Genomic DNA, 26,618 nt, shown 5'->3' on the forward strand with positions numbered 1-26,618 from the left:
TCGTCGCGTGACCGGCGGGGGCGGCGGCCTCACCTGCACACCGCCAGCGCGTCCAGGGCCACCGCGCCCTGGCCGCGGGGGAGCACCATCAGGGGGTTGACGTCGAGTTCCGCCAGGTCCTGCTCCAGTTCGAGGGCCATGCGCTGGACCCGGAGGATCACTTCCACCAGGGCGTCGAGGTCCGCCGGGGGGCGACCGCGGACGCCGTCGAGGAGGGGGCGGCCGCGGAGTTCGGCGAGGGCGGCGCGGGCCTGGTCCTCGCCGAAGGGCGGCACGCACACGACGGTGTCACGCAGGACCTCCACGAGGACGCCGCCGAGCCCCACCGTCACGGTCGGGCCGAAGAGGTCGTCGTGGGTGACGCCGACGACCATCTCGACGCCCTGCTCGACCATCTGACAGACCAGGACGCCGTCGAGACGGACCCCCTCGTGGCGGGCGATGTCGGTCAACTCGCGGTAGGCGTCACGGACCTGGGCGGCGGAGGTCAGCCCGATCTTCACCAGGCCCAGCTCGGTCTTGTGCGCGAGCTGGGCGCCGGACGCCTTCATCACCACCGGATAGCCGACCAGCCCCGCCGCCCGTACGGCGGCCGCCGCGCTGGTCACGAGCTGCTCGCGCGGCACCCGGATCCCGTACGCCCGCAGCAGTTGCTTGGCCGCGTGCTCGCTGAGCCGCTGGCCCGGACGCATCAGCTCGCGTGCCTTGCGGAAGGAGGGCGAGGGGGTGCGCGGGGCGTCGTCGAAGGGGGAGCGGTAGCCGCTGACGAAGCGGTGGTGGCGGAGGTGGGCGCGGACGGCGGTGAGGCAGTTGGCGACCGTGCGGAAGGTGGCCACGCGGGAGGACCCGAGCAGCACCTCCCGGTACGCCGGCTCGGTGCCGACCGGCGAGCCCCACACCACGCACACCAGCTTGTCCGTCTGCTCGGCCGCGTCCACCAGATCGCGCACGAGCCGGTCGCTCAGCGGCGGGAACGGACCGGTGACCGGGCAGATCAGCACCCCGACGTCCGGGTCGGCGAGGAGGGCGTCGATGATCTTCCGGCCGCGCGGGTCCCCCACCGGGTGGCCGCCGTTGTCGACCGGGTTGGCCACGCTCAGGTACGGCGGTATCCACTGGTGCAGCTCGGCCTGCCGGGCCTCGGACAGCGTCGGCAGCCGCAGCCCCGCCGCGCTCGCCAGGTCCGCGACGTGGGCGCCGGTGCCGCCCGAGATGGAGTAGACGACCACTCCGTCGGCGCGCGGCGGCCGGGCCCGGGCCAGCAGCGCGGCGGTGTCCTGGAGTTCGTCGAGGCCGTCGACGCGGATCACGCCGTACTGCCGCATCGCCGCGTCCACCACCGCGTCCGCGCCGGTCAGCTTGCCGGTGTGGGAGGCGGCCGTGCGGGCGCCGGTCTCGGTGCGGCCCACCTTGACGGCGACGACCGGCACCTTGCGCCGGGCGGCCCGGTCGGCGGCGAGGAGGAAGGAGCGGCCGTCCTTCAGACCCTCGACGTACGCGGCGATGGCCCCGACCTCGGGGCGTCCGGCGAAGTAGGAGAGGAAGTCGGCGCTCTCCAGGTCGGCCTCGTTGCCGGTGGGGGCCCAGTGGGAGAGGCGGACGCCGAGTTCCTGGAGGGCGAAGACGGGGCGGCCCTGGTGGCCGGACTGGGTGATGAGCGCGATCGCCGGGCCGTCGAGGTCCTCGCGGAAGTCCTCGAAGGCGTTCAGGTTGGTGTTGGGCCCGAGCAGGCGGATCCCGCAGCGGCGGGCGGCGTCGCCGAGCCGGGCCTGTGCGGCGGCGCCCTCCTCGCCGGTCTCCGCGAAACCGGACGCGAACGCCACCGCGAACCGGACCTTCGCCTCGGCGAGTTCCTCGACGACCGGGAGCGGGTCGGCGACCAGCAGCACGGCGAGGTCGACCTGTTCGGGAAGGTCGGCGACGGAGGGGACGCAGGGCAGGCCGAAGACGGAAGCACGGGTGGGGTGCACCGGGTGCAGCCGCGCGCCGACCCGCTCGGCCCAGCCGATCAGCTGCCGGGTGACGCCGGTGTTCGGGCGCCCCTCGGCGTCGGAGGCGCCGATCACGGCGACGGAACCGGGGCGGAAGAAGCGGTCGAGATCGGGGACGTCGGCGTACAGCGGGCGACCGCTGACGTCGAGGTCGTCCGCATCGGCCGTCCGTCCGTGCACGGCGGGGCCGGAACGCCCGTCGCCGCAGGCGATGACCCGGGCCCGGCGGGCGTCGGTGGTGAGGGTGCCGTGGGTTGATCCAAGCATCGGTCCGCCCGCTTCCGTGTGACGGCATAGTAAACTGACGCAGTGTCAGATTACTGAACTGACGCAGGGTCAGGAAACCGTTGTGCGGGCGGAATCGAGCCGCGGGGACGGCGGTGGTCCGTGCCTTCCGGTCAGCCGGGGATGCGCGAGACCTGATCGGCGCTCCGCCGGGCGACCGCTCGCGCGATCCGCTCCGCGTCGCGGGCGAGTTCGCGGAGCATGCCGCTGATGGGGTTGGTGAACCCCGTGAAGTACAGGCCGGGGGCGCTCTTCGGGGTGCGGGCGCCGTGCGTGACGGGTCTGCCGCGGGCGTCCAGGACGCCGAGGTGGCCGACGAGGGGTTCGAGGGCGCGGACGTAGCCCGTGGCGGCGACGACCGTCTCGGGGCCGATGCGCTCGCCGTCGGCGAGGACCACCTTGTCGCCGTCGAACGACTCCACCGCGGCGACGATCTCGACCTTGCCCCCTCGAACCGCGTCGATGAGGCCGACGTCCTGGACCGGGATCGCGCCCTCGGTGACCCTGCTGTACAGGCCGGTGCCGGGGCGGGGCAGGCCGTGTGCGGCGAGGTCGGGCACGCTGACCTTGGCCAGCGGTCGCGCCAGCCGGTCGACGAGACCGACCGGCAGGCGGCGCACCAGGACGCCGGTGTACTGGGCGGCCCAGCCCGCGGTGGAACGACGGACGATGTGCGGCGCGGTGCGCACCGACAGCCGTACGCGCCGCGCCCCGCCCTCGACGAGGTCGACGGCGATCTCGGCACCGGTGTTGCCGACACCGACGACGAGGACGTCCCGGCCGGCGTGCGGCGCCGCGTTGCGGTAGGCCGAGGCGTGCAGGAACTCGCCGGTCCAGGCGTCGCGGCCGGGCCAGTCCGGGACGCGGGGCATGTGGTTGTAGCCGGTGGCGACGACGACCGCGCCGCCGGTCAGCCGCCGGCCGCCGGTGGCGTGCAGCAGCCAGCCGGTGCCGTCCGGCGCGGGCTCGACGCGGGTCACCTCGACGCCGGTGACGATCTCCAGTTCGTGGTGCTCGGCGTACTTCTCGAGGTAGCGCACGACGTCGTCCCGCGACACCCAGCGTCCGAAGCGGCGCGGCATCGGCAGCCCGGGGAGGGCGGACAGGCGCCGGGTGGTGTGCAGGTGGAGGCGGTCGTAGTGCCGCCGCCAGGAGGCGCCGACGCGGTCGGCCTTCTCCAGGACGACGGCCCGGACGCCCCGCGCCCGCAGGGCCTGCGCGACGGCGAGTCCGCCGGGCCCTCCGCCGATGACGTAGACGGGCCGATCGGCAGGGACCCTCGCGGGCGTCGAGTCGTCGGGCTTGGCGGCGGCCTCCCGGTTTCCGGTCTCCGGGTGTTCGCCTTCGGGGTCGGTGGTCGCCGAACCGCCGTCGGCCTCGGGATTCGCCGTCGTTGGTATCTCGTCCGGGCTCGCGGGCGTCGAGTCGTCGGTGTCGGCGGCGGTCCGGCTCGCGGTCGCCGAGCCGTCGGCCGTCGGGTCGGTGGCCTCCCAGCTTCCGCTCTCCGGGTGCTCGCCTTCGGCGTCGGCGGGCGCCGAGTCGTCCACCTCGGGGCCGGCGGGCGCCGAGTCGTCGGCCTTCTTCACTGAACCCCCCGCGGAGCCCCCCTCCTTGGCGTCGGCGCCCGCCGCGTCACCCTGCGAACCCGTGGCCTCGGGATGCGGGACCGTCGGGGTCGGCGATGTCGGGTTCGGGGGCGTCGGGGTCTCGGGCCCCGGGGTCGGCGCCGTCGGGCGGGTGGCCTTCGGGCCCTCTTCGTTGGTGGGCGCAGTGGAGTCGGACATGGTACGGAGCGTAATCACATGCCGGGTTGATGGGTCTCGGTCAAGACCGGAATTGGTTGCGGATCGATCACGGGTGGGGGAGGAGTGAGCGGGGCCTGTGCCGTGGAACGACCGGTTGTGGCCGACCGGCGAAGGTGTCGCACACCTCGCAAGGGCTGGACACCGGGCCTGCGTCCGCCTTAACTGACGTATCGTCAGATAAGTGAAGTCGTCGGCGGGAGCGCCCATGGACACGATCTGGCTCACCGGTGCGCAGTGGCTGGCCGTGCTGCGGATCGGGCTCGGGCTGTGGTGGCTGGAGAGCTGGCGGCACAAGGACAAGAAGGCCTGGTTCGCCGGCTCGGGCATCGCGTGGGCCGCCGACGTGGCCGCGAAGCACCGCTGGAACGCCGTGCGTTCGGGCTTCCGTACGGTGGTCGAGCAGCGCCCCCGCACGATGGCGTACGTCGTCGCGTACGCCGAACTCGCCCTGGGCCTCGGCCTGATCGCCGGATTCCTGACACCGGTCGCCCTGGTCGGCGGGCTGCTCCTGAACGCCCTCTACTTCGTCCTGATGATCCACGACTGGGCCGAGCAGGGGCAGAACCTGATGATGGCGCTGATCTCGGTGGTCGCGCTCCTCGGCATGTCCTGGCAGACCTGGTCCCTGGACGGCGCGCTGGGGTGGTTCGGGTGAGCGCACGCCACGACGTGCCGGAGCAGGACGCCTTCACGCGGACGTACTGGGAGGCGGCCGCGCGCGGCCGGCTGCTGGTGCGGCGGTGCGGGGCGTGCGGCCTGGCGCACCACTACCCCCGGGAGTTCTGCCCGCACTGCTGGAGCGAGGACGTGAGCTGGGAGCGGGCGAGCGGCCGCGCCACCCTCTACACCTGGTCCGTGGTCCACCGGAACGACCTCCCGCCCTTCGGCGCCCGTGTCCCCTACGTGGCCGCGGTCGTCGACCTCGCCGAGGGCCCGCGGATGACGACGGAGATCGTCGGCCTCGGCGACCCCGGCGTGCTGCGCGCCGGAGCCGAGCTGCGGGCCGACTTCCGAGGCGGTGTCCCGGTGTTCCGGATCAGGCCGGAACAGGGGTGAAACCCGGCGCCCGAAGGGATTGAATGGGGCGATGGCCCTCATGAACTCCCGGTCCTTCGCCCACCCCCACCCCGAGCCGCACGGCCACGGCCTGCGCCTGTGCCGCTGGGACCCGGCCTCCGAGGCGGACGCCGAGGCCTGGCTGCGCGGCATGTCCGACCCGGAGTTCCGGCGCTGGAACACTCCGCTCAGCCCGATCACCGACCTCGACGCCGCCCGCGCCTCCCTGCGCGCGAAGGCCGACACCGCGGCGACCGGCGCCGCCGCGTCCTTCCGCGTCACCGACGCGGAGACGGGCACGGCCCTCGGTCACATCGGCGTCAACGACATCGACCACACCTTCCGCGTCGCCCGTGTCGGCTACTGGATCCTCCCCGAGGCCCGTGGCCGCCGCGTCGCCACCCGCGCCCTGGCCGTCGCCGCCCACTGGGCCTTCACGGACCTGGGCCTGCACCGGCTGGAACTCGGTCACGCCGTGGGCCACGAGGCCTCCTGCCGCATAGCCGAGCACTGCGGCTTCCGCCAGGAGGGCACCCTGCGCGGCGCGATGTGGGAGGCCGAGCGCCAGGACGCCTTCCGTGACGTCCACCTCCACGGCCGCCTGGCGACCGACCCGGAGCCCGACGTCCGGGCCACCGCGCAGAAGACCGACCCGTGAGCCGCCCCGCAGGGGTCGGCCGGACAGGCTCCAGCCCTCGGGAGCCCTCGGGGGGAACGGACTCAGGGCCAGAGGAGCTGTCGGGCCCACTCCTCGCCGCTGCGCACATAGCGGAGCCGGACATGGCGTCGTCGCTCGTCGCCCTGGAAGAACTCGATCTCGTCGGGCCGCAGGCGGTACAGCGTCCACGTCGGGGACGGGGCGCCGGGGTCTCGCCGGGCCTCGGCCCAGGCCGCCTCGGACGCCTCGGCGAGGTCGTCCAGGGATGTCAGCGGCTCGCTCTGGCGGCCGGTCAGCGCGGCCGCCAGCGCACCGGTCGAGCGGGCGTGCAGATCGGCGAGGCTCTCGGCCGGGGCGGGGGTGGTGACGGGGCCGCGGACGCGGACCTGGCGGCCCTGGAGGTGCCAGTAGAAGCTCAGGGCGGCGTACGGCCGGGAGGCGAGCTGCCGGCCCTTGCGGCTGGTCGCGTGGGTCGCGAACGTCCAGGCCTCGGTGTCCGCGCCGTGCAGCATCACGATCCGCACGTCCGGCCGGCCCTGCTCGTCGGCGGTGGCCAGGGACATGGTGTGCGGCTCCGGCTGCCCGGCCGCCACCGCCTCCGCGAACCAGGTGCTGAACAGGGGGAGCGGGGCGGCGGGCGCGGAGGCGGGGTCGAACGGCGGCAGGGACGTGACCTCGGGGTCCCACACCCGCAGGGACCTCACAAGCGCGTGCAGATCGGGTTCCATGCCGTCGAGTATCGCGGGCAGGCGGGGCCCTAGACCGCCCCGAGGTCGGACGACACCCAGCGTTCCGGGCGCATGGTGAGGACCACCATCGCGCCGTGGTTCTTCCAGGAGAAGTCGACGTACCCCTCGACCTTGTCGGCCGGCAGATAGCGCGCCGAGATCTCGCGCAGCTTCTCGACCGTGGCCGGGACGGTCTCGACGACCGGCCCCTCGACGGACACGTACCGGATCGTCGGCTCGACCCGGTCGACCATCAGAGTGAAGCGCCCGGCCGCGCCGATCAGCTGGTTCTTACGGGAGTCCAGCCCCGTCAGGATCCACACGTCTCCGCCGGGCTCGTACTGGTACCAGATCGGCACGGTCAACGGCGCCCGGCCCTCCTCCCCGGTCACCGCCAGCGCGGCGATGTGCGGCTCGGCCAGGAACTGCTCGCGCTCTTCGCGGGTCAGTGCCATAACGGATCTCCTCCAGCGGCGTCGTCGTCGAACGGCCTTTTCGCACCACAACACCACGCCCGGAGCCGATGTTCCGTCAGCGACCCAGCACCATCGTCCCCGAGGAGCAGAACCACCCGCCCGTCCCCGAGGCCACGCCCAGCCGCGGCGGCGCCCCGTCCGCCGCGCGCACCTGCCGTGCGCCCGCCTCCCCGCGCAACTGACGCACCGCCTCGACCAGCAGGAACAGCCCCCGCATCCCGGGGTGCTGGGCCGACAGCCCGCCCCCGTCGGTGTTCACCGGCAGCGCGCCGCCCAGGACTTCGAGGCGCCCCTTGCCGACGAAGTCCCCGCCCTCGCCCTTCGCGCAGAAACCCAGGTCCTCCAGCGTCACCAGGGTCATGTAGGTGAAGGCGTCGTAGATCTGCGCGAAGTCGATCTCCGAGGGCCGCACCCCGGCCCGCTCGAACGCCAGCCGTCCGCTCACCGCCGCCGGGGACCGGGTGAAGTCGGGCCACTCGGACATGGTGGCGTGCGAGACGTGCTCGCCGGTGCCGAGGATCCACACCGGAGCGGTACGGCAGTCCCGTACGACGTCCTCGGCGGCCAGCAGGACCGCCGCGCCGCCGTCGGAGCGGACGCAGCAGTGCAGCTTGGTGAAGGGGTCCGCGATCATCGGGCCGTCCAGCACGTCGTCGACCGTGATCGGGGTGCGGAACAAGGCGTCGGGGTTCAGGGCCGCGTTCGCCCGTGCCTGCACCGCGACCTCGGCCAACTGCTCCAGGGTCGTGCCGTGTTCGATCATGTGGCGCCGGGCCGCCATCGCGTATTTGGCGACCAGGGTGTGGCCGTAGGGCACCTCGAACTGGAGCGGCCCGTCCGCGCCGAAGGAGAGGTTCCCCGTGCGCCGCCCGGCCTTCAGGTCCGCGCGGGCCGTCGAGCCGTACACCAGCAGGACGGCCCGCGCGTGCCCCGCCGCGATCGCGTCCGCCGCGTGCGCCGCCATCACCTCCCAGGTCGCCCCGCCGACCGAGGTGGAGTCGACCCAGGTGGGGCGCAGCCCCAGGTACTCGGCCACTTCCACCGGGGCCAGCACGCCGGTGCCGGCCGACGCGAAACCGTCGACGACCGACCGGTCCAGACCGGCGTCCGCGAGGGCCCGGCGGGCCGCCTGGGCGTGCAGGGTGAAGCGGGTCGCCCCGTCCACACGGCCACAGTCGGAGAGGGACACGCCCACCACGGCGACTTTCCGGGTAGCTGCCATATTTCTGACGGTACATCAGAACTCGCTCTGGGCGACCGGGCGTCGACCGCCTAATATGACTGACCGTCAGATCCAGGGAGGCCGTCATGGACGCCAGCTTCACCCCCGAGCAGGACGAGATCCGGCGCACCCTCCGTGATCTGCTCCGCCGCCGCTGCGCCCCCGAGCAGCTCCGCGCCGCCCTCGACACCCCCGCCGGCCACGACCCCGCGCTCTGGTCGGCCCTCTCGCAGCGGCTCGGCCTGCCCGGACTCGCGCTCCCCGAGGCGTACGGCGGGGTCGGCTGCGCGGTGACCGAACTCGCCCTCGCCGCCGAGGAGACCGGCCGGGCGCTGGCCCCCTCGCCGCTCCTCGCCACCACCGTCCTCGCCGCCCCCCTCGTGCTCGCCCTCGGGACCGAGGCCCAGCGCACCGGACTGCTCCCGCCCCTTGCCGGCGGCCGGCTCACCGCGACCCTCGCCGTCGCCGGACCGCACCTCACCACCGCCCTCGCGCTGACCCGCGCCAACACGGGCGACTGGGCGGGCGGAGGCCGCGCGGGCGGGGTCCAGGCCCGCCCGGCGGCCGACGGCTGGCGGCTGTACGGGGAGGTCGAGCAGGTGCTGGACGGCCACAGCGCGGGACTGCTCGTCGTCGCCGCGCACACCGGGGGGTTCGCCCGGTCCCGGACGCTGCTGTTCCTCGTGCGCGGGGACGCGCGGGGGGTGACCCGTGTGCGCCAGACCTCCCTGGACGCGACCCGGCCGAGGGCGCGGATCGAACTGAGGGAGGTGGAGGCCGAGTTGCTCGGCGAGGACCGGGCAGCCCCCCTCGGTGCCGGCCCCGCTCCCCTGACCGCCCTCGCCGCCCTCGGGGATGCCGCCGCCGCCGTCCTCGCCGCCGAGGCCGTCGGCGCCGCCGATCGCGTGCTGGAGCGGACCGTCGAACACGTGGGGCGACGCGAGCAGTTCGGGCGGCCCATCGGCTCCTTCCAGGCGGTCAAGCACCGGCTGGCCGACGTGTACGTACAGGTGCAGGCGGCTCGCTCGGCCGCCTACTACGCCGCCTGGGCCACCGCCCACGGTGAGCGGGTCGGCGGGCTCGCGCTCGCCCAGGCCCTGGAGGCGCTGCGCACCGCGGCGGCGGAAGGCATCCAGCTGCACGGCGGCCTGGGTTTCACCTGGGAGCACGAGGCGCACCTCTTCTTCAAGCGCGCGGCGGGCGACGAGCTGCTGTTCGGCCCGGCGCACCGGCTGTGCGCCCGTGCCGCCGAGACGGCCCGGCTGTTCGCGCACGCGGAGGTGAGCGTCTGATGGGCATCGCCGGGATCGTCCAGAAGGTCTCCTCGACCGTGGGCTTCGCGAGGACCGCCCCGTACGTGGTGCCCGCCCTCGACCGCGCCGTCCACCGACTCACCCGGGGCAAGGTGCTGCTCAGCGCGCTGCTGCTGCCCGGCGTGATCCTGACCTCCACCGGCGCGCGCAGCGGTCTGGCCCGCCGTACGCCGCTCGCCTGCATGCCGGAGGAGGGCGGGCGGAGCTGGCTGCTGGTCGGCTCCAACTTCGGCCGCACCGGTCACCCGGCCTGGACCCACAACCTGCTCGCCCGCCCCGACGCCGAGATCAACTTCAGAGGCCGGGACATCCCCGTGACGGCAGTGCCGCTGGCGGGGGAGGAGCGGGCGGCGGCCTGGCGGGCGCTACTGACGTTCTGGCCCCCGTACGCGACGTACCAGGCACGGGTGACCCGCGAGATCCGCGTCTTCCGCCTCATACGACGGTGAGGGCCCCGCTCCGCAGACGGGCCCGAGCCGCCTCCGGCTCCGCGCCGACGCCGGCCCCGTCCCGCGGCGACCCGTGGGGGTGATCGTGACGCCTACGGCGTCGCCCGGCGCCGCCGACGCGCACCGACGTCGGCCCGGCACGGCACCGGACCCGCACCGACGGGGGCCAGCAAGGCGTCGGCCCCGCACCGCCGCGAGTCCCGCATCGGGTCCTGCCCGGCACCGACACCGGACCCGCACATGCGGCTGTCCCCGCGCCGACACCGCTCCCGCCCCGCGGCTGTCTGCGGGGGTGATCGTGATCTCTGCGGCGCCGCGAGCCCCCGCTGGACCTGCACCCGCGTCGGCCTTGCTCCGCCGCCGCCCCTGCACCCGGCGTCGGCCCTGCACCCGGCGTCGGCCCTGCACCTGGAGTCGGCCCTGCACCCGGCGTCGGCCCTGCACCCGGCGTCGGCCCTGCACCCGGCGTCGGCCCCGCACCCGCCGCCGGCCCCGCACCCCGGCGTCGGCCGTGCATCGGCGTCGGCCCGGCATCGATACCGGCGCCGTGCCGACGTCTGCCCCGCCCCCCGGCGCTCCGGGGTCGGGGGCGTGGACCCTACAGCGTCGCCAGGCGCTGTACCAGGAGGAACGTCCCGATCCCGAGCATCGCCGCTCCCGAGGTCCGGGCCACCGCTCGTGCCGCGGCCGGACGGGCGCCGAGGACCGCGCGGGACGCGAGTCCGACGGCGAGGTAGACCACCGCGCAGCACGCCATGTGCAGGAACCCCAGGACGGCGGTCTGCGCCGGGACCGGCAGGTGCCCGCTCCCGATGACGAGGAACTGCGGCAGCACGGAGAGGTACAGCAGCAGTCCCTTGGGGTTCAGCCCGCTGATCATCGCGCCGCGCAGGAAGACCCGCCCGCCGGCCTCCGGGGCGCTCTCCCCGGCCCGCGGTGTGCCGGGACGGCGCAGCACGCTCCACCCCAGCCACACCAGATACGCCGCCCCCACCACTGTCAGCGCCGTGAGCAGGACCGGTGATCCGGCCACCAGCACCGCCAGGCCCGCCGCCGCGAGCACGGTGTGCAGGGCGTAGCCGCTGACCAGGCCCGCGACCGCCGGGAACGGCGAGCGGTCACGCAGACCCGCGGAGATCACGTACGCCCAGTCCGCGCCGGGGACGCACACCAGCAGCAGGTCGAGGGCGAGGAAGGAGAGGAGGGTCGCGGAGTCCATGTCGGGCAGATTAGGCCGGATGTGCCCGAAGGTGTTCCCGAAGTTTCCCCGTGCACACGGAATCCGGGGGAGAATCTCCCCCATGGACGACATGGACCGGAAGATTCTTGCCGAGCTTCAGCAGGACGGGCGACTGACCGTGACCGAGCTGGCCGCGCGGGTGCGGCTGAGCGTCTCGCCGTGTCACCGGCGGCTGCGGGAGCTGGAGCGGTCGGGGGCGATCAGCGGATACCGGGCCGTGGTCGAGCCGGGGGCCGTGGGGCTGACCTTCGAGGCGCTGGTCTTCGTGTCCATGCGGCAGGAGGACCGGGACACGGTCGCCGAGTTCGAGAAGGCGGTCAGCGAGGTGGAGCACGTACTGGACGCGCAGCGGCTGTTCGGGGAGCCGGACTACCTGCTGCGGGTCGCCACCGCGGACCTCGCCGCGTTCCAGCGGCTGTACGACGAGCGGCTCGCGACGCTGCCGGGGGTGCAGCGCCTGACGTCCACGCTGGTGATGAAGCACGTCGTCAAGGACCGGCCGCTCCCGGCGTGACGGATGACAGGCGGCGGCCCACCCGGGTGAACCACCGGCCGTCTGACAGGACTTGGGAACCGAGGGCGAAGGTGAGCTCGGAAAAAGGCGGCGGGAGGGGCTGGCCGCGGCTACTTGGTCGGCTTCTTGCCCGTGATGCCGAGGTGCACCAACAGCGCCAGATTCGGCTTCAGTTCGGCCTGCTTGACGCCCCAGGTCTGGAAGCCCTTCTGGTGCGAGGCGACCGCCGCGAGCATCGCGACCAGGGAACCGGCGATGGCCGCCGGGTTCACGTCCTTGTCGACGCGGCCCTTGGACTGGAGTTCGGTGACGGCGTCCACCAGGGAGTTGTTCACCGAGTTCAGGATCTTCATCCGGAGCTTGTAGAACCGCTTGTCCCCCTCGGCGGCGCCGAGGTCGACCACGCGCAGGATGGCGTCGTTCCGGCGCCAGAACTCCAGGAAACCGTCGACCAGTTCCTGGGCGGTCTGCCAGCCGGCCTTGCCGACCCAGGTGCGGCCTTCGAGCAGCTCCGTCAAACCGGCGCCCTCGGCGGCCATTTGCTCGGCGATCTCCAGGACGGCGCCCTCGACGTCCGGGAAGTACTGGTAGAAGGTCGCGGGCGAAGTGCCTGCCTTCCGGGCGACATCGATGACCTTGACGTCCCGGTAGGGAGAGGAGCTGAGCATCTCGCTGAGGCAGTCCAGCAGCTTCTGCCGCGTCGCCTGCCCACGCCGACCGGCCACGCGGCCGTCGACGGTACGCACTTGTCCTGTCATGCCGTCAGCTTACCGAGGGGTGAGGGGAGCGCGATTCGGCCGACTGCAAATGGGGTGCACCCATGATCGGGGTGTGGTGTGGCCGGTGAGCGGGGTGCCGACGAGGCCGTTATTTTGGCGGCATGGCCGAAAACAGCACATCTGCGAGCGAACCGGTGTACCCGGAGGGCGTCCCGTGCTGGGTGGACGCACAGCTCGCCGACGTCGCGGCGGGCAAGCGCTTCTACGGTGAACTTTTCGGGTGGTCCTTCCAGCCCTCCTACGGCGGCTCCGTGTGGGCCTACCGCGAGGGCGAGCCGGTCGCCGCGCTCGCGCAGAAGACGGACGGCCGGCTGCCCACCGTATGGACGGTCTACTTCGCGACGCCGGACGCCGAGGTCCTCACGCGGCGGATCCGGACGTCCGGCGGCCAGGTGGTCACCGCGCCGCTGCCGGTCGGGGACCTGGGCGTGGCCGCGCTGGCCACCGACCCCGAGGGCGCGGTGTTCGGCCTGTGGCAGCCGGTGAGCCACCCGGGCTTCGGGCGGCGCCACGCCCCCGGCGCCTTCGTCTGGGCCGAGCTCTACGCCCGTGACACCGCCGCCGCCAACGACTTCTACGGCGGTCTCTTCCACGACGCCCTGTTCGGGCCGGACGCGATGCCCGACTTCGGCCGTGCCCCGCTCGCCGGGGCCTTCCCGGCCGAGATGCCGCCGCACTTCGTCGTCCACTTCGGGGTGGAGGACTGCGAGGCGGCGCTCGCCGAGGTGCGGCGGCTGGGCGGGCGGGTCCAGGCGGGCCCCTTCGACACCTCGTACGGGACGGTGGGGGTGGTCACGGACGACCAGGGGGCCTCGTTCGCGGTGCTTCAGCGCTGAACCGACGCCGATCCCCGGCCGTTCGGCCGCCGATCCGCGGCGGTTGCGCCGCCGCGCGGCGGGCTTGCGCCACCGCTTGTCCGGGAATGCACCCCCAGTTGTCTCGGTATGAGGGACACACCCGATATGTCACCGGGTTCGCAACCTGTGGCCGGGACAGGAAGAATCGGGGTGCGTGCCGCCACGGCGGTGCGGTGGTGAGACGCTGCACGGGGTCGCGTACATATGTGGGTGGCGTGGCTCGTACGGGGAGGTGGCAGGCAAGTGGTGGATCAGCTGACGCAGCACGATCCGCGGCGTATCGGGCCGTTCGAGGTGCTGGGACGGCTGGGAGCCGGCGGCATGGGACTGGTCTATCTCGCGCGCTCGGCGTCCGGGCGGCGCGTGGCGATCAAGACCGTGCGGACGGAACTGGCCGAGGACCAGCTCTTCCGCGTCCGCTTCACGCGGGAGGTGGAGGCGGCCCGCGCGGTGTCCGGCTTCTACACGGCGGCCGTGGTCGACGCCGACCCGCGCGCCGCCGTGCCGTGGCTGGCGACCGCGTACGTCCCCGCGCCCTCCCTCGAGGAGATAGTGAACGACTGCGGGCCGCTCCCGGCCCAGGCCGTGCGCTGGCTGGCCGCGGGCATCGCGGAAGCCCTCCAGTCGATCCACGGGGCCGGCCTGGTCCACCGTGACCTCAAGCCGTCGAACGTCCTCGTCGTCGAGGACGGCCCCCGGGTGATCGACTTCGGTATCGCCTCCGGCGTCTCGAACACCCGTCTGACCATGACGAACGTCGCGGTCGGCACCCCCGCCTACATGTCGCCCGAGCAGGCGAAGGACTCGCGCTCGGTCACCGGCGCCAGCGACGTCTTCTCGCTCGGCTCCACGCTGGTCTTCGCCGCGACCGGGCACCCGCCCTTCCACGGCGCCAACCCCGTCGAGACCGTCTTCATGCTGCTCCGCGAGGGCCCCGACCTCGACGGCCTGCCCGACGAACTGCGCCCGCTGATCGAGTCCTGCATGCAGATGGACCCCACGGCCCGCCCCAGCCCCGCCGACCTCCAGGCCCAGCTGGCCCCGCACCTGTTCGGCTCGGGCTCCGACGACAGCGGTACGGCGTCGGCGTGGCTGCCGGAGAAGGCCGTCGGGCTGATCGAGTCCCGTCGCGGCGGCCGCCCGGCCGTCAGACCCGCCTCCGGCGCCGGCCGCAGCTCGGGCCGCCCGCCCGCGGTCCCGCCGCCGCCCTCGCACGACCCCGTCGTCCCCGCGCCGCCCGTGTCCGCCCCGCCCGTGCCCGCCGCGGTCGGCGCCCCCGAGGGCGGCCCGGTCATGCTGGCCGGCGCCGCCGTGCCCATCGGCCCCGGCCCGCGCGTCGCCGACGCCCGCGCCGCCGCCGTCAAGGCACCCCCGCACGACGCGGGCCTGGCCGGCTCCTGGGCCAAGGCGCGCCCCGGCGTCAACGGCGCCGAACCCGCCGTACCGGCGCCCCCGCCCCCGGAGAACCCCGCGGGGTGGCGGCCCTGGCGGTTCCGGATGTCCAACGACGTCTGGGGCACCCCGGCCGTCGCCGACGACCTGGTCTACGTCACCTCCTTCGAGGTGCACGCCCTGGACGTGGCCACCGGGCGGCGCCGCTTCAAGACCAGGGACGTGGCCTGGTCGATGGCGGTCGCGGACGGCCGGATCCACGCCTCCGACGGCCCCACCCTGTTCGCCCTGGACGCCCGCGCGGGCACCGACCTGTGGCGGCTGTCCACGGACGCCTGGGTGTACTCCCTGAAGGCCGAGCGCGGCACCGTCGTCACCGGGACGCGCGGCGGCGGCGTCCAGGCCTGGGAGGCCGTGAACGGCCGCAAGCTCTGGGAGATCACCGGCTGCCAGAGCGACTTCGAGTCGCCGGAGGCCGGCCCCGCGCTGCACGACGGCACCGTCTACGTCTGGCAGGACGCCCGGCTGCGCGCCCTGGACGCCCGCACCGGCGAGGAGCGCTGGTCGTACCCGATCGGCGACGCGGCCTCCTGCGGGGGCGTGCCGGTCCGGGTCGCGCCCGCCCCGGACGGCTACGTGTACCTGACCGCCGGTACCCGTGTCCTCGCGGTCGACATCGCGGCCGGGCACGTCCGCTGGCACTTCGAGGCGCCGGCCGTCTTCCTCTCCCCGCCGGCCTTCGCGCCCGGCCCCGCGGTCACCGGCGGCGGCATCTACCTCAGCGACTACCTCGGCACCGTGTACGCCCTGGACGCCACGGACGGGCGCGACCGCTGGCGCATCGCCACCGAGGCCCGTACGTCCGTGGAGCCGGTCCTGGTCGCCGCCGGCCACGTCCACGTGGGCAGCGGCACCGGCCTCTACACGCTGGACGCGGTCACCGGCACCCCCAAGTGGCGCTTCCAGGCGGGCGGCGACATCGTGGGCTCGCCCTCGGTCGCCGAGGGCCGTATCCACTTCGGCGCCACCGACCACCTCCTGTACACGCTCAAGGCGGACGACGGCCGGCTGCGCTGGAAGCTCGCCACCGGCGGCGAGATCACCGGCTCCCCGGTCGTCAAGGACGGGATCGTGTACGCGTGCAGCAAGGACCGGTGCGTGTACGCCCTCGACGCGGAGAAGGGCACGGGCACGGCCCGCACCACCTGACCGGTCGACCGAGGGGCGCCGCACCCCTCAGCGGAGGCGATGCCCTCCGCGCCGCCGGGCGGCGAACAGCTCCGCCTGCCGCCCGGCCGGCGCGCTGCCCAGCGCGATGAGCGCGGGTGCCTGCGCGAAGGCCGCCGCCAGGGCCGCCTCCCGGCCCGCCCACAGCGCCCGTACCGTCCCCTGCACGGCCTCGGGCGGATGGCCGGCCAGCACGGTGGCGCAGGCGGTGGCGGCCGCCAGTGCCCCGCCGGGCGGCGTCAGTTCGGACACCAGGCCCACCTCGTAGGCCCGGCGCCCCGAGAGCCGCTCCGCCGTACCCATCAGAGCCGTCCGCGCGGCCTCCCCGTACGGCATCCGCTGCGCCATCAGCATCGCCTCGTAGGCGCTGACCATCCCGTAGGTGGTGTGCGGGTCGAAGAAGGTGGCCGTCTCGTCCGCGACCACGAACTCGGCCTCCCCGAGCAGGTAGAACGCCCCACCGCAGGCCATCCCGCGCACGGCCGCGACGACCGGCTTCCACAGGTCGTTCGCCTTCGGCCCGACCCCGAGCAGCGGATCGTCCTGCATGTACGGCGACCCCGGCTGCGGCACCGAGGCGTCCCGGTCGATGCCGGTGCAGAAGGCGCGATCCCCGGCGCCGGTCAGGACGACGGCCCGCACCGTGTCGTCGTGGCGGAACTCCCGCCAGGTGGAGGAGAGCCGGCTCGCCATGGCGAGGTCGATGGCGTTCAGGCGCGCGGGCCGGTCCAGGGTGACGACGGCGACGCCGGTGTCCTCGTCGACGGTGACCCGCACGCCGCTCATGCGTGCACCCACTGCGGGATCCCGGCGTCGGTGAAGACGACCCGCACCTTGGCGCCGATCCGCACCCGATCCGGCGGCACGGAGTCCAGGGCGGCACCGGCACGGCTGACGAGGTTGCCGACGAGCCGTATCCGAGGCGCCTCCGCCAACTCGACCACGATCACGTTGTACGGGGCCTGCGCGGCGTAGTCGGGCAGCAGGGGCGGATGCGGGACGACGTAGGACCAGACGCGCCCGAGCCCCGACATCCGGCGCCACTCGGACGCGAAGGACTGGCAGTGCGGGCAGCAGGGGCGGGGCGGGAAGCGGGGCTCGCCGCAGTCGGCGCACGCCTGGACGCGCAGCTCACCCTGGGCGGCGTACCGCCAGAAGGGCGCGCCCTCGGGGTCGACGACGGGATCCAGCATGTCTCTCAACTCCTCAGCAGCAGGGCGGACGTGGGGACTCCCTCGCCGGCGGTCACCAGGCAGGTCGCGGCGCCCGGGACCTGGGCGGTGCTGGTGCCGCGCAACTGCCGCACGCCCTCGGTGAGGAGGTTGAACCCGTGGACGTAGGCCTCGCTGAGGCCGCCTCCCGAGGTGTTGAGCGGCAGCCGTCCGCCGATCTCCAGGGCGCCGCCCTCGGTGAACGCCCCGCCCTCACCCCGCCCGCAGAGGCCGTAGCCCTCCAGGGACAGCGGCACGAGCGCCGTGAACGCGTCGTAGATCTGCGCGACGTCCACGTCCTGGGGAGTGAGGTCGGCGTGCTTCCACAGGTGCCGGGCGGCAGTCCAGGCGGGCCCGGTGAGCGGGTCGTCGTTCCAGTAGTTGACCATGCCGTGGTGCTGGGCGGGCAGGCCCTGCGCGGCGGAGTGGACGTAGACGGGCCGGTGCCGGCAGTCCCGGGCCCGCTCCCGTGAGACGACGACGCAGGCCAGCGCGCCGTCCGTCTCCAGGCAGTTGTCGAAGAGGCAGAGTGGTTCGCTGATCCAGCGGGAGGTCATGTACATCTCGCGGGTCAGGGGGCGGTCGTACATGATCGCGGCGGGGTTCTGGTTGGCGCGGTTGCGGCAGGCGAGGGCGACGTTGAACAGGTGGTCGCGGGTGGCGCCGTACTCGTGCATGTACCGCCGGGTGAGCATGGCGATCTCGTCCGCCGGGCGCAGCAGTCCGAAGGGCCGCGTCCACTGGCCGGGGGTCGGCAGCTGCACGGTGGTGTTCGTCCAGGGCCGGGGCCCGCTGCCCCGCTTCCGTGACCGCCAGGCCACGCCGACGGTCGCCTGGCCGGTGGCTATCGCGGCGGCGAGATGGGCCACGGTGGCGCACGAACCGCCGCCGCCGTAGCCGACCTTGCCGAAGAAGGTGAGGTCGCCGAACCCGGCCGCCTTCGCGAGCTCGACCTCGTCGGTCTCCTCCATGGTGTACGAGGCCAGCGCGTCCACCTCGCCCGGCGCGATCCCGGCGTCGTCGAGGGCGGCGAGGACCGCCCGGCAGGCGAGGGTCCGTTCGTCCTCCGGGAGGTGCTTGGCGAAGGCGGTCCGGCCGATGCCGACGATCGCGGTCGCGTCCTTGAGACCTGCCATGTTCCGCGCACCTCCCTGCGCCCCGTGCACTGCTGACAGTCCGTCAGGTTACCGCTAATCTGACGGTCAGTCAGCTCATGCTCGGGAGGCTGTGGTGCGCGGAGATCGGGACACGGACGGGGAGTGGGGGAGCGTCGCGGGTCTGGTCCGGTGGGCGGCCGGGCGGTACGCGGACGCCGAGGCCGTCATCGAGGGCCGCACCCGGATCTCGTACGCCGAACTGGGCGCCCGCGTCGAACGGGCGGCGGCCGCGTGTATGGCACACGGCCTGCGCCCCGGCGACCGCGTGGCCGTCTGGGCCCCCAACTCCCTGGACTGGATCGTCTCGGCGCTGGGCGCGGTGTCGGCAGGGGCGGTGCTGGTGCCGCTGAACACCCGCTTCAAGGGCGCCGAGGCGCTCGACGTGCTGCGCAGGAGCGGCACACGGCTGCTGTTCGTGACGGGCACGTTCCTCGGGACGTCGTACGTGGCCTCGCTGCGCCGGGCGGCAGGACCGGGTGAACTGCCGGAACATGTCGTCGTCCTGGCGGAGGACGCGCCCTCGGACTTCCGCACCTGGAAGGACTTCCTGGCGAAAGGGGAGGGCATCGGGCCGGCCGAGGTGCGCGGGCGGGCGTCGCGGGTGGCCGGCACGGACCCTTCCGACATCGTCTTCACCTCCGGTACGACGGGCCGCCCCAAGGGCGTGGTGATCACGCACGCGCAGTCCCTGCGGGCGTACGACATCTGGGGCGACCTGGCCGGTCTGCGCCCGGGCGACCGCTATCTGATCGTCAACCCGTTCTTCCACACCTTCGGTTACAAGGCCGGCGTCCTGGCCTGTCTGATGCGGGGCGCGACGATGATCCCGCAGCCGGTGTTCGACGTCGGTACGGCGCTGGCGAACATCGCCGCCGAGCGCGTCTCCGTCCTCCCCGGCCCCCCGACCCTCCTCCAGTCCCTCCTCGACCACCCCGCCCGGGACGCGCACGACCTCTCCGCGCTCAGGCTGGTCGTCACCGGCGCGGCGGTCGTGCCGCTGCGCCTGGTGGAACGGCTGCGCGGGGAACTCGGCGTCGAGACGGTCCTCACGGCGTACGGCCTGTCCGAGGCCGGTGGCATCGTGACCATGTGCCGCCGGGGAGACGACCCGGCGGTGATCGCCGCGACGTCGGGCAGGGCGATACCCGGCACGGAGGTACGCGTCGACGCCCCCCTCGGCAGCCCCGGCGAGGTACTGGTGCGCGGCTTCAACGTCATGCGGGGCTACCACGAGGACCGGGCGGCCACGGAGGAGGTGATCAGCCCCGACGGCTGGCTGCGCACGGGCGACGTCGGCGTCCTGGACGAGGCGGGCAACCTGCGGATCACGGACCGCGTCAAGGACATGTTCATCGTCGGGGGCTTCAACGCGTACCCGGCGGAGATCGAGCAACGCCTCGGCCTGCACCCGGAGGTGGCCGACGTGGCGGTGATCGGCGTACCGGACGGCCGGCTGGGCGAGGTCGGGAAGGCGTACGTCGTCCGGCGGGCCGGGGCCGTGCTGACGGCGGACGACCTGATCGCCTGGGCCCGGCGGGAGATGGCGAACTACAAGGTGCCGCGCGAGGTGGAGTTCGTGGGCGCGCTGCCGCGCAACGCGAGCGGCAAGGTGGTCAAGGGCAGGCTGCGGGCGGGGGGCTCGTTCTAGGCGGGTCGTCCACCCGCACGAACGGGCGGCGTACACCGACGGTCGTGTCGGTGTACGCCGCCCTCGGGTGGGACGCGTCGCGGGAGCATGGCCCGCCGTGCCACAGCGGTTACTTCGGGTCGGCGTCGAACTTGGCCGTCGACCAGAAGTAGCCCAGCACCGCGAGGCCCAGGCACCAGGCCACGGCCAGCCATCCGTCGTGACCGATCTCGGTGCCCAGCAGCAGGCCCCGCAGGGTCTCGATGGCCGGAGTGAAGGGCTGGTACTCGGCTATCGGCCGGAACCAGCCCGGCATCGCGTCCAGCGGGACGAACGTGCTGGACAGGAGCGGCAGCAGGATCAGGGGCATCGCGTTGTTCCCGGCGGCCTCGGCGTTCGGGCTGACCAGCCCCATGCCGACGGCGATCCAGGTGAGCGCCGTGGCGAAGAGCACCAGCAGCCCGAACGCCGCGAGCCACTCCAGGACGGTCGCGTCGGCCGAGCGGAAGCCGATGGCGACGGCGACCGCGCCGACGAGGACCACGCTGGCGACCGACTGGAGCACACTGCCGACGACATGTCCGACGAGCACCGACGGGCGGTGGATCGCCATGGTGCGGAAGCGGGCGATGATGCCCTCGGTCATGTCGTTGGAGACGGAGACGGCGGTACCGATCGTGGTGCTGCCGATGGTCATCAGCAGCAGGCCCGGGACCACGAAGGCGATGTACTCGGCGCGGTCCGGACCGCCTCCGCCGATGCCCGCGCTCATGGTGTCACCGAAGATGTAGACGAAGAGCAGCAGCAGCATGATCGGCGTGAGCAGCAGGTTCAGGGTCATCGAGGGGTAGCGCCGGGCGTGCAGGAGGTTGCGGCGCAGCATGGTGGAGGAGTCGCGCAGGGCGAGGGCGAGGGAACTCATCGGGCTGCCTCCGTGGGCTGGTCGGGGATGTCGGCGCCGCCGGTGAGGGCGAAGAAGACGTCGTCGAGGTCGGGGGTGTGCACGGTCAGTTCGTCGGCCTCGACGCCGGCGGCGTCGAGCCGGTCGAGGAGGGAGCGCAGTGCGCGCTGGCTGCCGTCGCTGGGGATCTGCAGGGTCAGTGCCTCCTCGTCACGGGTGGTCTCGCGCAGCGAGGAGGCGGCGGACCGGTAGGCGGCGGGGTCGGTGAAGCGGAGCCGGACGTGTCCGCCGGGGACGATGCGCTTGAGCTCCTCGGCGGTGCCCTCGGCCGCGATCCTCCCGTCGTGCAGCACGGCGATGCGGTCGGCGAGTTCGTCGGCCTCCTGGAGGTACTGGGTGGTGAGGAAGACGGTGACGCCGCCGGTGACCAGTTCGCGGATGATCCCCCACATGGTGTGGCGGGAGCGGGGGTCCAGTCCGGTGGTCGGCTCGTCGAGGAAGATGATCCGTGGGCTGCCGACCAGGGTCATGGCGATGTCCAGGCGGCGCTTCATGCCACCGGAGTAGGTGGCGGCGGGCTTGCCCGCGGCCTCGGTGAGGTCGAAGCGCTCCAGCAACTCGGCGGCCACCCGGCGCCCTTCGCGGCGGGGCAGGTGGTGCAGGTCCGCCATGAGGAGCATGTTCTCCTCGCCGGTGATCAGACCGTCGACGGCGGAGAACTGGCCCGTGACGCCTATCGCCGCCCGCACCGCCTGCGGATCGGCGGCCAGGTCGTGGCCGCCGACCTGCGCCTGACCGCCGTCGGCGGCGACGAGGGTCGAGAGGATCTTCACGGCGGTGGTCTTGCCGGCGCCGTTCGGTCCGAGCAGGGAGAAGATCGTGCCGTGCGGGACCGCAAGGTCGATGCCGTCGAGGACGGTCTTGTCGCCGTAGGACTTGCGCAATCCGTGTGCGGAGATGGCCGTTTCGGTCATGGGAGGGCTCCTTCTCGGGCTTTACAGGCTGCGGGCGGTGATGTCGCCGTAGGCGGTGGTCGCGTGGACGGTCAGGCCGGCGGCGGCGCCGTCGGTGTTCTTGAGCGCGTTGCTGATCCGGCCGTGGCCGGTGCCGGCGTCCAGGGAGGCGGAGACGCCCGGGGTGGCGCCGACCGTGATGTCGCCGTGCTCGGTGCGCAGCGTGACGGTGCCGCGCACGGCCTCGGTGACGCCGATGTCGCCCTGCTGGGTGCGGATCTCGCCGGGGCCGTTCAGGCGGCCGACCGTGATGTCGCCGGCGTGGAGGGTGAGGCGGGCGCTCGCGGCCTCGTCGAGCTTGACCGCGCCCTGCGCGCCCTCGAAGGCGACCTCGCCGAGCCGTCCGACGCCCCGGAACTCGCCGGCGGCCGCCTTGGCCTCGACGCGGGAACCGGCGGGCAGTTGCACGGTCACCTCGACGGAGCCGGAGGAGCCGAGGATCCGGTTCTTCGCCTCCGGCGCCTCGATCCGCAGGACGCCGTCGCCGTACGTGATCTCGGTCTGCTCGGCCGCCTTCACGTCGCGGCTCTTGGCGGCGTCCGCGGGCAGGACCTCGACCCTGGTGTCGGTCCGGTCGGCGGCGATGAACCGGATGTGCCCGGCGGGGAGGTCGAGGACGACGGAGACCGGAGCGGGGGTGGCGAACTGCTGCATGGTGCACTCCTTGTTTTCGAGAGGCGGGCCTTCTGCGGCCCGCCGTTTCCGATGTCGTGAACGCTACGTTGCATTCACGGAGTTGGCAACAAGGTTGTTGCACTGAACTCAAGTAACTACAGCTCGGTTGGCCCTTTTCATTGCAATGGTGCTGCGCGTAACGCAACGACCCTCGACCCTGCTCGTTGCAATGACTTGAAAGTGAAAGCTATGCTGGAGCCTCACGCGCCACGAAGGAGAACGGGATGCCGGGAGGCAGACTCACCCAGCAGGAACGTCAGCAGATCGCGCTGGGACTGGCCGACGGCCTCGCCTACGCGGAGATCGCCAGACGCCTCGACCGCCCCACCTCGACGATCACGCGCGAGGTGATGCGCAACGGCGGCCCCACCGGCTACCGCGCCGACGTCGCCCACCGCGCCACCGAACGCCGCGTCCAGCGCCGCAGGCAGGCCGCGCCCCGGGGTTCGCGGACGCTCCCGCAGGTCCATGGGCGCGACGCCGAGGCCGTGCGCGCGTACGAGGAGCTGCTCGTCTCGGTGTTCACGCAGTCGGGCATGCCCGCGATGATGTCCCGGGTGATGGCCTGCCTCACGATCACCGACGAGGGCAGTCTCACCGCGTCCGAACTCGTCCGGCACCTCCAGGTCAGCCCGGCGTCCGTCTCGAAGGCGATCGCCTACCTCGACGGCCAGGGCTTCGTCCGCCGGGAGCGCGACGAGCGCCGTCGCGAGCGCTATCTCGTCGACGACGACATCTGGTACGAGTCGATGATGGCCAGCGCCCGCGCCATGGCCCAGGTCGTCGAGACCGCCCGGCAGGGCGTCGGCGTCCTCGGCCCCGGCACCCCGGCGGCCGTCCGCCTGGAGAACGTCGCCCGCTTCCTGGACTACGTCTCGGAAAGCACCGCCCGCGCCGCCCAACAGGCCCGCGACGTCCTCCACGCGGCGCCGGAGAGTTCATCGACGAGCAGCGCGGAGCCGGGATCGGAGGCCTGAGCCCGCGCCGGCGCGTCCGCGGCGCAGCTGGTTCCCGTGCTCGCCCAGTCGCCGGCCCCGGACGCAGCGGCTGTCGTCCGTCCTGCAGACGCGGCACCTCGTGCCGTGAACGGCCCATCAGCGGAAGGCCAGTTGGTCGGGACGCCAACGCTGACGCGTGACCGGCCCGCTGTGCAGGGCGGCGTGGTGACGACGGAGTTCCTCGACCGACCGGGCCGGCCGGCGGACGTAGGCGATCCCGTCCTGCGGGCCGAGGCGGGAGATCCTCACCGCCATGAGACGTCGTGCCGCACCGACGCCTGCGTGCGCCGCGATCCGCACCGGGGCGTCCTCGGGTGCGGCCGGCGCGGCGGCCTCCACCTCCTGGACGACGAGGACCAGGCCCCGGCGCACCGGATCGCGAGAGCTTCCCCCTCCTGTGGGCCCGTCATGGCACCTCACCCCTGGAGCGGGCGTTCGCGGCCGCGACGGCGGCGCCGAGGCCGTCACCGGTCCTCACCGGCGTGAGGTTCTCAGGCCTCGCGTCCCACTCCACACCACCGCCGACGGGACGCAGTTGGACGTACGGCCCCTCGAAGCCCATCACCTTGCCGATCCGCCGACTGCCGCCGTCCTCGACGATCTCGTGCAGCCTCGGCCGGTACGCCGTCACGTCACCGCACCTTCCTGTGCCGCACCGGGTGTCAGGGTGCCTGCCGCCGAGGCGAGGACGGGCCCGGCCCGGAACCGCCGTCGGCGCATCACCCTGCGCCGCCGCGCCCCGATGAGGATCGCCGCCCACATCTCGGGCGAAGGGCGGTCCGGCGGGCCCGCTGCGGCTGGTGCGGGCGTCGGCGTGCGGTGCGGGGCTTCCTTGGTGGGTCGCCGCCGGAACCTGCGGCCGCTCACTCTCGCGAGAATCCGTGAAGCACGGGACATCGTCGACGCTCCTCGTCAGCGCGGGCCACGCCCGGGAGCCGTTGGGGGCGGTCGCCGGGCTTTCCATGCGTTCTTCCTCGGCAGATGGTGGCGCCCGTGAGGAGCAGGAAGTACCCCGGTGAGGGGTAGCCGGACGGTCGGATCAGATGGCGGCGCACCACTCGGCGAAGTGGGTGAGGGCCTCCGAATCGGCACGCTTCAAACGGCGCAGGACGGCGGTGTCTTCACGTACCCAGGGGTGTTCCCGAGTGTGCTGCGGGGCGATGTGCCGCGCATGTTTCAGGGACTCGAATGCGCCGTCCGAGAGGCCTGACCACAGTTGGGCGCGGGCCAGTTCGATGTAGAACCCGGAGCGCCGTTCGGCAGGCACGTCACCCGGGGGCCGCCACGCGGCGGCGATGTCCAGCGCCCGGGCGACGTGCGCGTCTCCCAGGCTGACGGCAACGGATACCTCGTGGATGTTCACGGAGTCAGGGCCGAAGGCCGTCCCGTAGTAGACACCCTCGGACAGTCGGGCGGCCAGCGCCCTCGCCTCACGCAGGTGCGTGACGGCCGATGACCCGTCACCTGCCCTGCCCGCCATCACTGCGGCCCGCATGTGCAGCGCGCCCTTCGCAGCGATTCTTACCGAAGTGGTGGGAGCCGGCGCGGCTTCCAGAGCGCGTTCGAGAGCACGGAGCCCGGCCGCATGCGCCCGGGCCGCGAAGAAGGTCTCGGCGCGCACGTAGGCCACCGACGCGGCCAGCAGCGGGTCGTCGGCCTTGGCTGCGGCCCAGCGCATGAGTTCCACCAGGCGAGCGGAAAGGTCGTGGGCACCGAACTTGAAGGCGACCGCGTCGGCGGATCGACAGGCTCGCACCAGAAGTGCGGCCGACTCGGGTTGCTCAGCGACCGGAACCGCGTGGTGCGCGCGGGTCAGTTCGACGAGCAGGTCCGGTAACGCCTCCGCGAGGGGCGTGTACTGGGCGGCCAGACGCCAGCGAGATGCTTCGGCGGCGGCCGTGCGCAACTCGGCAAGAGGACGGATGGGCCCATCCTCCGGAAGGTCGTACGTGGCGAGCGCGGCGGAGAGCGAGGGCAGCGCCTCGTGCACGCGAGTGCGGGTCGGGCCACGGTCGCTCAGCAGGAGCGAGGGGTCGACTCCCAGCGCTCGGCCGAGGGCATCGAGAGTGGCATCGTTGGGGACGCGCTCCCCGCGCTCGATCTTGCGGATGGTGCCGAGGGACACGTGGGCCGCGTCGGCGAGTTGTCGCTGCGTGAGCTTGGGGCGGGTAGCACTGCGGTAGTAGGCGATCCGCGCGCCTGCTCCACCCTTTCCGGGCACGGGCATGACGGCTCCGTTCGGTGGCGTCCACCGCGGACCGTACCCGTTCTCGCACGCTCGGTTGGCGCCGACGGCCACGTCCCACCCGGATCGGTGAGTGTGGCTCCGTCGGTCAGCCTCTTGCGATGTCCACGAGTTCGAGGAGGCTGCTGATCCGCCAGTCCGCCGAGGCCACCACTTCGGGATCGTCGGCCCACAGATGTCCCCAGGGCCCGCGTCGGATGTGCGCGGTGCGCAGTCCGGCCGTCTTCGCAGGGAAGACGTCGTTGGCGGGGTGGTCCCCGACGTAGACGGTCGTGCTCGTCGGCGCCTGTGCGACCTCCAGAACTCGCTGGAAGAACTCTGGGTGCGGTTTGGCGGCGCCCCACTCCTGTGAGGTCGCGACAAGGTCGGCCGGAAGGTCCAGGGAGCGCAGCAACTCGCCTGCGCGGGCACTCTGGTTGCCCGCGATCACGACGCGCACTCCGGCCGCGCGAAGTGCCGACAGGGCGGGACGTACGTCGTCGTACAGGTCGCCTTCGTCGAGCTGCTCTCCTCTGCCGGCGTCCTCCCTGGCCCGGTATTCGGCGGCCACGTCGATCCCAGGGCGGAGGAGCCGGAGTGCGTCGGCGTTGTCGCGGCCCTGGGCGACCACGGCTCCCACGAGCGTGGACAGCGTGTGACGCGGGACGTCCAGCCAGTCGGCCCACGAGGCCCAGTACCGGTCGTCCCGGATGATTGTCTCGCCCACGTCGAACACGATGGTCTCCATCACCGTGGCAGGGTACGGCGCCGCGCTCGCACACGGTTCCTGCCGGACGGGCTTGGTCGGCCGGTTCTTCGC

At 73.3% G+C, this 26,618-nt stretch carries 27 protein-coding genes; 10 read left to right on the forward strand and 17 right to left on the reverse strand.

All coding sequences use genetic code 11. From position 1 onward, the window contains the following. Positions 1 to 29 precede the first annotated feature (29 nt). Both ACZ7LV_RS21340 and ACZ7LV_RS21345 read right to left on the reverse strand, forming a co-directional pair. Positions 30 to 2,258 (reverse strand): acetate--CoA ligase family protein, encoded by a 2,229-nt coding sequence (locus ACZ7LV_RS21340; protein ID WP_471941288.1) that lies wholly within the window; start codon positions 2,256 to 2,258, stop codon positions 30 to 32. A 131-nt stretch (positions 2,259 to 2,389) separates the two neighbouring features. Then, positions 2,390 to 3,526 (reverse strand): flavin-containing monooxygenase, encoded by a 1,137-nt coding sequence (locus tag ACZ7LV_RS21345; RefSeq protein ID WP_471941491.1) that lies wholly within the window; start codon positions 3,524 to 3,526, stop codon positions 2,390 to 2,392. Positions 3,527 to 4,286: 760 nt separating this feature from the next. Here ACZ7LV_RS21345 and ACZ7LV_RS21350 point away from each other — a divergent pair. The 3 genes from ACZ7LV_RS21350 to ACZ7LV_RS21360 are packed head-to-tail and all read left to right on the forward strand — an operon-like array spanning position 4,287 to position 5,795. Continuing rightward, complete coding sequence (locus ACZ7LV_RS21350) at positions 4,287 to 4,736, forward strand: DoxX family protein (protein ID WP_471941290.1); 450 nt, start codon at positions 4,287 to 4,289, stop codon at positions 4,734 to 4,736. Then, positions 4,733 to 5,137: a Zn-ribbon domain-containing OB-fold protein gene (locus ACZ7LV_RS21355; RefSeq protein WP_471941292.1), complete on the forward strand. Its 405-nt coding sequence runs from the start codon at positions 4,733 to 4,735 to the stop codon at positions 5,135 to 5,137. Before ACZ7LV_RS21350 ends, ACZ7LV_RS21355 begins: the two co-directional genes overlap by 4 nt. A 31-nt stretch (positions 5,138 to 5,168) precedes the next feature. Continuing rightward, positions 5,169 to 5,795, forward strand: a complete 627-nt coding sequence (locus tag ACZ7LV_RS21360; RefSeq protein WP_471941293.1) for a GNAT family N-acetyltransferase — start codon at positions 5,169 to 5,171, stop codon at positions 5,793 to 5,795. A 62-nt stretch (positions 5,796 to 5,857) separates the two neighbouring features. On the opposite strand, the gene ACZ7LV_RS21365 is transcribed toward ACZ7LV_RS21360, so the two are convergent. The 3 genes from ACZ7LV_RS21365 to ACZ7LV_RS21375 form a co-directional block, all read right to left on the reverse strand. Continuing rightward, positions 5,858 to 6,523 (reverse strand): pyridoxine/pyridoxamine 5'-phosphate oxidase, encoded by a 666-nt coding sequence (locus ACZ7LV_RS21365; protein WP_471941294.1) that lies wholly within the window; start codon positions 6,521 to 6,523, stop codon positions 5,858 to 5,860. Between the two features lie 29 nt (positions 6,524 to 6,552). After that, positions 6,553 to 6,978: a pyridoxamine 5'-phosphate oxidase family protein gene (locus ACZ7LV_RS21370; RefSeq protein ID WP_471941296.1), complete on the reverse strand. Its 426-nt coding sequence runs from the start codon at positions 6,976 to 6,978 to the stop codon at positions 6,553 to 6,555. Positions 6,979 to 7,054: 76 nt separating this feature from the next. Continuing rightward, positions 7,055 to 8,221, reverse strand: coding sequence for a thiolase C-terminal domain-containing protein (locus tag ACZ7LV_RS21375; protein WP_471941297.1), 1,167 nt, complete (start codon positions 8,219 to 8,221; stop codon positions 7,055 to 7,057). Between the two features lie 86 nt (positions 8,222 to 8,307). On the opposite strand from ACZ7LV_RS21375, the gene ACZ7LV_RS21380 reads away from it, so the two are divergent. Beyond that, positions 8,308 to 9,513, forward strand: a complete 1,206-nt coding sequence (locus tag ACZ7LV_RS21380) for an acyl-CoA dehydrogenase family protein (RefSeq protein WP_471941298.1) — start codon at positions 8,308 to 8,310, stop codon at positions 9,511 to 9,513. Beyond that, on the forward strand, positions 9,513 to 9,983 hold the full coding sequence (locus ACZ7LV_RS21385; RefSeq protein WP_471941299.1) for a nitroreductase family deazaflavin-dependent oxidoreductase: 471 nt from the start codon (positions 9,513 to 9,515) through the stop codon (positions 9,981 to 9,983). Before ACZ7LV_RS21380 ends, ACZ7LV_RS21385 begins: the two co-directional genes overlap by 1 nt. Positions 9,984 to 10,581: 598 nt before the next feature. Here ACZ7LV_RS21385 and ACZ7LV_RS21390 read toward each other — a convergent pair. Beyond that, complete coding sequence (locus ACZ7LV_RS21390) at positions 10,582 to 11,202, reverse strand: LysE family translocator (protein ID WP_471941300.1); 621 nt, start codon at positions 11,200 to 11,202, stop codon at positions 10,582 to 10,584. Positions 11,203 to 11,284: 82 nt separating this feature from the next. On the opposite strand from ACZ7LV_RS21390, the gene ACZ7LV_RS21395 reads away from it, so the two are divergent. Then, positions 11,285 to 11,737 (forward strand): Lrp/AsnC family transcriptional regulator, encoded by a 453-nt coding sequence (locus tag ACZ7LV_RS21395; RefSeq protein ID WP_393108785.1) that lies wholly within the window; start codon positions 11,285 to 11,287, stop codon positions 11,735 to 11,737. Positions 11,738 to 11,847: 110 nt separating this feature from the next. On the opposite strand, the gene ACZ7LV_RS21400 is transcribed toward ACZ7LV_RS21395, so the two are convergent. After that, a complete protein-coding gene (locus tag ACZ7LV_RS21400; protein ID WP_401682114.1) occupies positions 11,848 to 12,483 on the reverse strand; it encodes a TetR family transcriptional regulator in 636 nt (211 codons plus the stop codon). Positions 12,484 to 12,617: 134 nt separating this feature from the next. On the opposite strand from ACZ7LV_RS21400, the gene kbpA reads away from it, so the two are divergent. Continuing rightward, a complete protein-coding gene (kbpA, locus tag ACZ7LV_RS21405) occupies positions 12,618 to 13,352 on the forward strand; it encodes an AfsK-binding protein KbpA (protein ID WP_471941302.1) in 735 nt (244 codons plus the stop codon). A 264-nt stretch (positions 13,353 to 13,616) separates the two neighbouring features. Further along, the gene (gene afsK, locus ACZ7LV_RS21410) at positions 13,617 to 15,974 is read left to right on the forward strand and encodes a protein serine/threonine kinase AfsK (protein WP_471941304.1); all 2,358 of its coding nucleotides are present in this window, start codon (positions 13,617 to 13,619) and stop codon (positions 15,972 to 15,974) included. 27 nt (positions 15,975 to 16,001) lie between these two features. On the opposite strand, the gene ACZ7LV_RS21415 is transcribed toward afsK, so the two are convergent. Genes ACZ7LV_RS21415 through ACZ7LV_RS21425 form a run of 3 tightly spaced genes read right to left on the reverse strand, consistent with a single transcriptional unit; the run spans position 16,002 to position 18,339 of the window. Further along, positions 16,002 to 16,778 carry an enoyl-CoA hydratase/isomerase family protein gene (locus tag ACZ7LV_RS21415; RefSeq protein WP_471941306.1) on the reverse strand — a complete coding sequence of 259 codons (777 nt, stop codon included), beginning with the start codon at positions 16,776 to 16,778 and terminating at the stop codon, positions 16,002 to 16,004. Further along, positions 16,775 to 17,185 (reverse strand): Zn-ribbon domain-containing OB-fold protein, encoded by a 411-nt coding sequence (locus ACZ7LV_RS21420; protein ID WP_471941308.1) that lies wholly within the window; start codon positions 17,183 to 17,185, stop codon positions 16,775 to 16,777. Before ACZ7LV_RS21420 ends, ACZ7LV_RS21415 begins: the two co-directional genes overlap by 4 nt. A 5-nt stretch (positions 17,186 to 17,190) precedes the next feature. Next, positions 17,191 to 18,339 (reverse strand): lipid-transfer protein, encoded by a 1,149-nt coding sequence (locus tag ACZ7LV_RS21425; protein ID WP_471941310.1) that lies wholly within the window; start codon positions 18,337 to 18,339, stop codon positions 17,191 to 17,193. Between the two features lie 94 nt (positions 18,340 to 18,433). Between ACZ7LV_RS21425 and ACZ7LV_RS21430 the strand changes: the two genes are divergently transcribed. Continuing rightward, entirely contained in the window at positions 18,434 to 20,008 is a 1,575-nt protein-coding gene (locus ACZ7LV_RS21430; protein ID WP_471941312.1) for a FadD3 family acyl-CoA ligase, read from the forward strand. A gap of 109 nt (positions 20,009 to 20,117) precedes the next feature. Here ACZ7LV_RS21430 and ACZ7LV_RS21435 read toward each other — a convergent pair whose 3' ends face one another. Genes ACZ7LV_RS21435 through ACZ7LV_RS21445 form a run of 3 tightly spaced genes read right to left on the reverse strand, consistent with a single transcriptional unit; the run spans position 20,118 to position 22,555 of the window. Next, positions 20,118 to 20,909: an ABC transporter permease gene (locus ACZ7LV_RS21435; protein WP_471941314.1), complete on the reverse strand. Its 792-nt coding sequence runs from the start codon at positions 20,907 to 20,909 to the stop codon at positions 20,118 to 20,120. After that, a complete protein-coding gene (locus ACZ7LV_RS21440) occupies positions 20,906 to 21,862 on the reverse strand; it encodes an ATP-binding cassette domain-containing protein (RefSeq protein WP_471941316.1) in 957 nt (318 codons plus the stop codon). Before ACZ7LV_RS21440 ends, ACZ7LV_RS21435 begins: the two co-directional genes overlap by 4 nt. A 21-nt stretch (positions 21,863 to 21,883) precedes the next feature. Beyond that, a complete protein-coding gene (locus ACZ7LV_RS21445) occupies positions 21,884 to 22,555 on the reverse strand; it encodes a DUF4097 family beta strand repeat-containing protein (RefSeq protein WP_471941317.1) in 672 nt (223 codons plus the stop codon). A 245-nt stretch (positions 22,556 to 22,800) separates the two neighbouring features. Between ACZ7LV_RS21445 and ACZ7LV_RS21450 the strand changes: the two genes are divergently transcribed. Next, a complete protein-coding gene (locus tag ACZ7LV_RS21450; protein ID WP_471941318.1) occupies positions 22,801 to 23,553 on the forward strand; it encodes a helix-turn-helix domain-containing protein in 753 nt (250 codons plus the stop codon). A 117-nt stretch (positions 23,554 to 23,670) separates the two neighbouring features. Here ACZ7LV_RS21450 and ACZ7LV_RS21455 read toward each other — a convergent pair whose 3' ends face one another. The 4 genes from ACZ7LV_RS21455 to ACZ7LV_RS21470 all read right to left on the reverse strand — a co-directional run bounded on the left by ACZ7LV_RS21455 (position 23,671) and on the right by ACZ7LV_RS21470 (position 26,546). Next, on the reverse strand, positions 23,671 to 23,946 hold the full coding sequence (locus tag ACZ7LV_RS21455; RefSeq protein ID WP_471941319.1) for a DUF6415 family natural product biosynthesis protein: 276 nt from the start codon (positions 23,944 to 23,946) through the stop codon (positions 23,671 to 23,673). A gap of 34 nt (positions 23,947 to 23,980) precedes the next feature. Next, the gene (locus ACZ7LV_RS21460) at positions 23,981 to 24,205 is read right to left on the reverse strand and encodes a hypothetical protein (protein WP_471941321.1); all 225 of its coding nucleotides are present in this window, start codon (positions 24,203 to 24,205) and stop codon (positions 23,981 to 23,983) included. Between the two features lie 408 nt (positions 24,206 to 24,613). Continuing rightward, the gene (locus tag ACZ7LV_RS21465) at positions 24,614 to 25,801 is read right to left on the reverse strand and encodes a helix-turn-helix domain-containing protein (RefSeq protein WP_471941322.1); all 1,188 of its coding nucleotides are present in this window, start codon (positions 25,799 to 25,801) and stop codon (positions 24,614 to 24,616) included. Positions 25,802 to 25,907: 106 nt separating this feature from the next. After that, positions 25,908 to 26,546: an HAD family hydrolase gene (locus ACZ7LV_RS21470; RefSeq protein WP_471941493.1), complete on the reverse strand. Its 639-nt coding sequence runs from the start codon at positions 26,544 to 26,546 to the stop codon at positions 25,908 to 25,910. Positions 26,547 to 26,618: the final 72 nt, after the last annotated feature.

The sequence above is a fragment of the Streptomyces sp. NPDC107562 genome, assembly GCF_055657325.1.

What these genes read in the sequence shown, in the direction of transcription:
- ACZ7LV_RS21385 (WP_471941299.1), top strand. Translation starts at nt 9,513, where the DNA reads ATGGGCATCGCCGGGATCGTCCAGAAGGTCTCCTCGACCGTGGGCTTC.
- ACZ7LV_RS21465 (WP_471941322.1), bottom strand. Translation starts at nt 25,801, where the DNA reads ATGCCCGTGCCCGGAAAGGGTGGAGCAGGCGCGCGGATCGCCTACTAC.
- ACZ7LV_RS21440 (WP_471941316.1), bottom strand. Translation starts at nt 21,862, where the DNA reads ATGACCGAAACGGCCATCTCCGCACACGGATTGCGCAAGTCCTACGGC.
- ACZ7LV_RS21450 (WP_471941318.1), top strand. Translation starts at nt 22,801, where the DNA reads ATGCCGGGAGGCAGACTCACCCAGCAGGAACGTCAGCAGATCGCGCTG.
- kbpA (WP_471941302.1), top strand. Translation starts at nt 12,618, where the DNA reads ATGGCCGAAAACAGCACATCTGCGAGCGAACCGGTGTACCCGGAGGGC.
- ACZ7LV_RS21380 (WP_471941298.1), top strand. Translation starts at nt 8,308, where the DNA reads ATGGACGCCAGCTTCACCCCCGAGCAGGACGAGATCCGGCGCACCCTC.
- ACZ7LV_RS21340 (WP_471941288.1), bottom strand. Translation starts at nt 2,258, where the DNA reads ATGCTTGGATCAACCCACGGCACCCTCACCACCGACGCCCGCCGGGCC.
- ACZ7LV_RS21370 (WP_471941296.1), bottom strand. Translation starts at nt 6,978, where the DNA reads ATGGCACTGACCCGCGAAGAGCGCGAGCAGTTCCTGGCCGAGCCGCAC.
- ACZ7LV_RS21375 (WP_471941297.1), bottom strand. Translation starts at nt 8,221, where the DNA reads ATGGCAGCTACCCGGAAAGTCGCCGTGGTGGGCGTGTCCCTCTCCGAC.
- ACZ7LV_RS21350 (WP_471941290.1), top strand. Translation starts at nt 4,287, where the DNA reads ATGGACACGATCTGGCTCACCGGTGCGCAGTGGCTGGCCGTGCTGCGG.
- ACZ7LV_RS21365 (WP_471941294.1), bottom strand. Translation starts at nt 6,523, where the DNA reads ATGGAACCCGATCTGCACGCGCTTGTGAGGTCCCTGCGGGTGTGGGAC.
- ACZ7LV_RS21435 (WP_471941314.1), bottom strand. Translation starts at nt 20,909, where the DNA reads ATGAGTTCCCTCGCCCTCGCCCTGCGCGACTCCTCCACCATGCTGCGC.
- ACZ7LV_RS21360 (WP_471941293.1), top strand. Translation starts at nt 5,169, where the DNA reads ATGGCCCTCATGAACTCCCGGTCCTTCGCCCACCCCCACCCCGAGCCG.
- ACZ7LV_RS21445 (WP_471941317.1), bottom strand. Translation starts at nt 22,555, where the DNA reads ATGCAGCAGTTCGCCACCCCCGCTCCGGTCTCCGTCGTCCTCGACCTC.
- ACZ7LV_RS21420 (WP_471941308.1), bottom strand. Translation starts at nt 17,185, where the DNA reads ATGCTGGATCCCGTCGTCGACCCCGAGGGCGCGCCCTTCTGGCGGTAC.
- ACZ7LV_RS21470 (WP_471941493.1), bottom strand. Translation starts at nt 26,546, where the DNA reads ATGGAGACCATCGTGTTCGACGTGGGCGAGACAATCATCCGGGACGAC.
- ACZ7LV_RS21390 (WP_471941300.1), bottom strand. Translation starts at nt 11,202, where the DNA reads ATGGACTCCGCGACCCTCCTCTCCTTCCTCGCCCTCGACCTGCTGCTG.
- ACZ7LV_RS21415 (WP_471941306.1), bottom strand. Translation starts at nt 16,778, where the DNA reads ATGAGCGGCGTGCGGGTCACCGTCGACGAGGACACCGGCGTCGCCGTC.
- ACZ7LV_RS21395 (WP_393108785.1), top strand. Translation starts at nt 11,285, where the DNA reads ATGGACGACATGGACCGGAAGATTCTTGCCGAGCTTCAGCAGGACGGG.
- ACZ7LV_RS21425 (WP_471941310.1), bottom strand. Translation starts at nt 18,339, where the DNA reads ATGGCAGGTCTCAAGGACGCGACCGCGATCGTCGGCATCGGCCGGACC.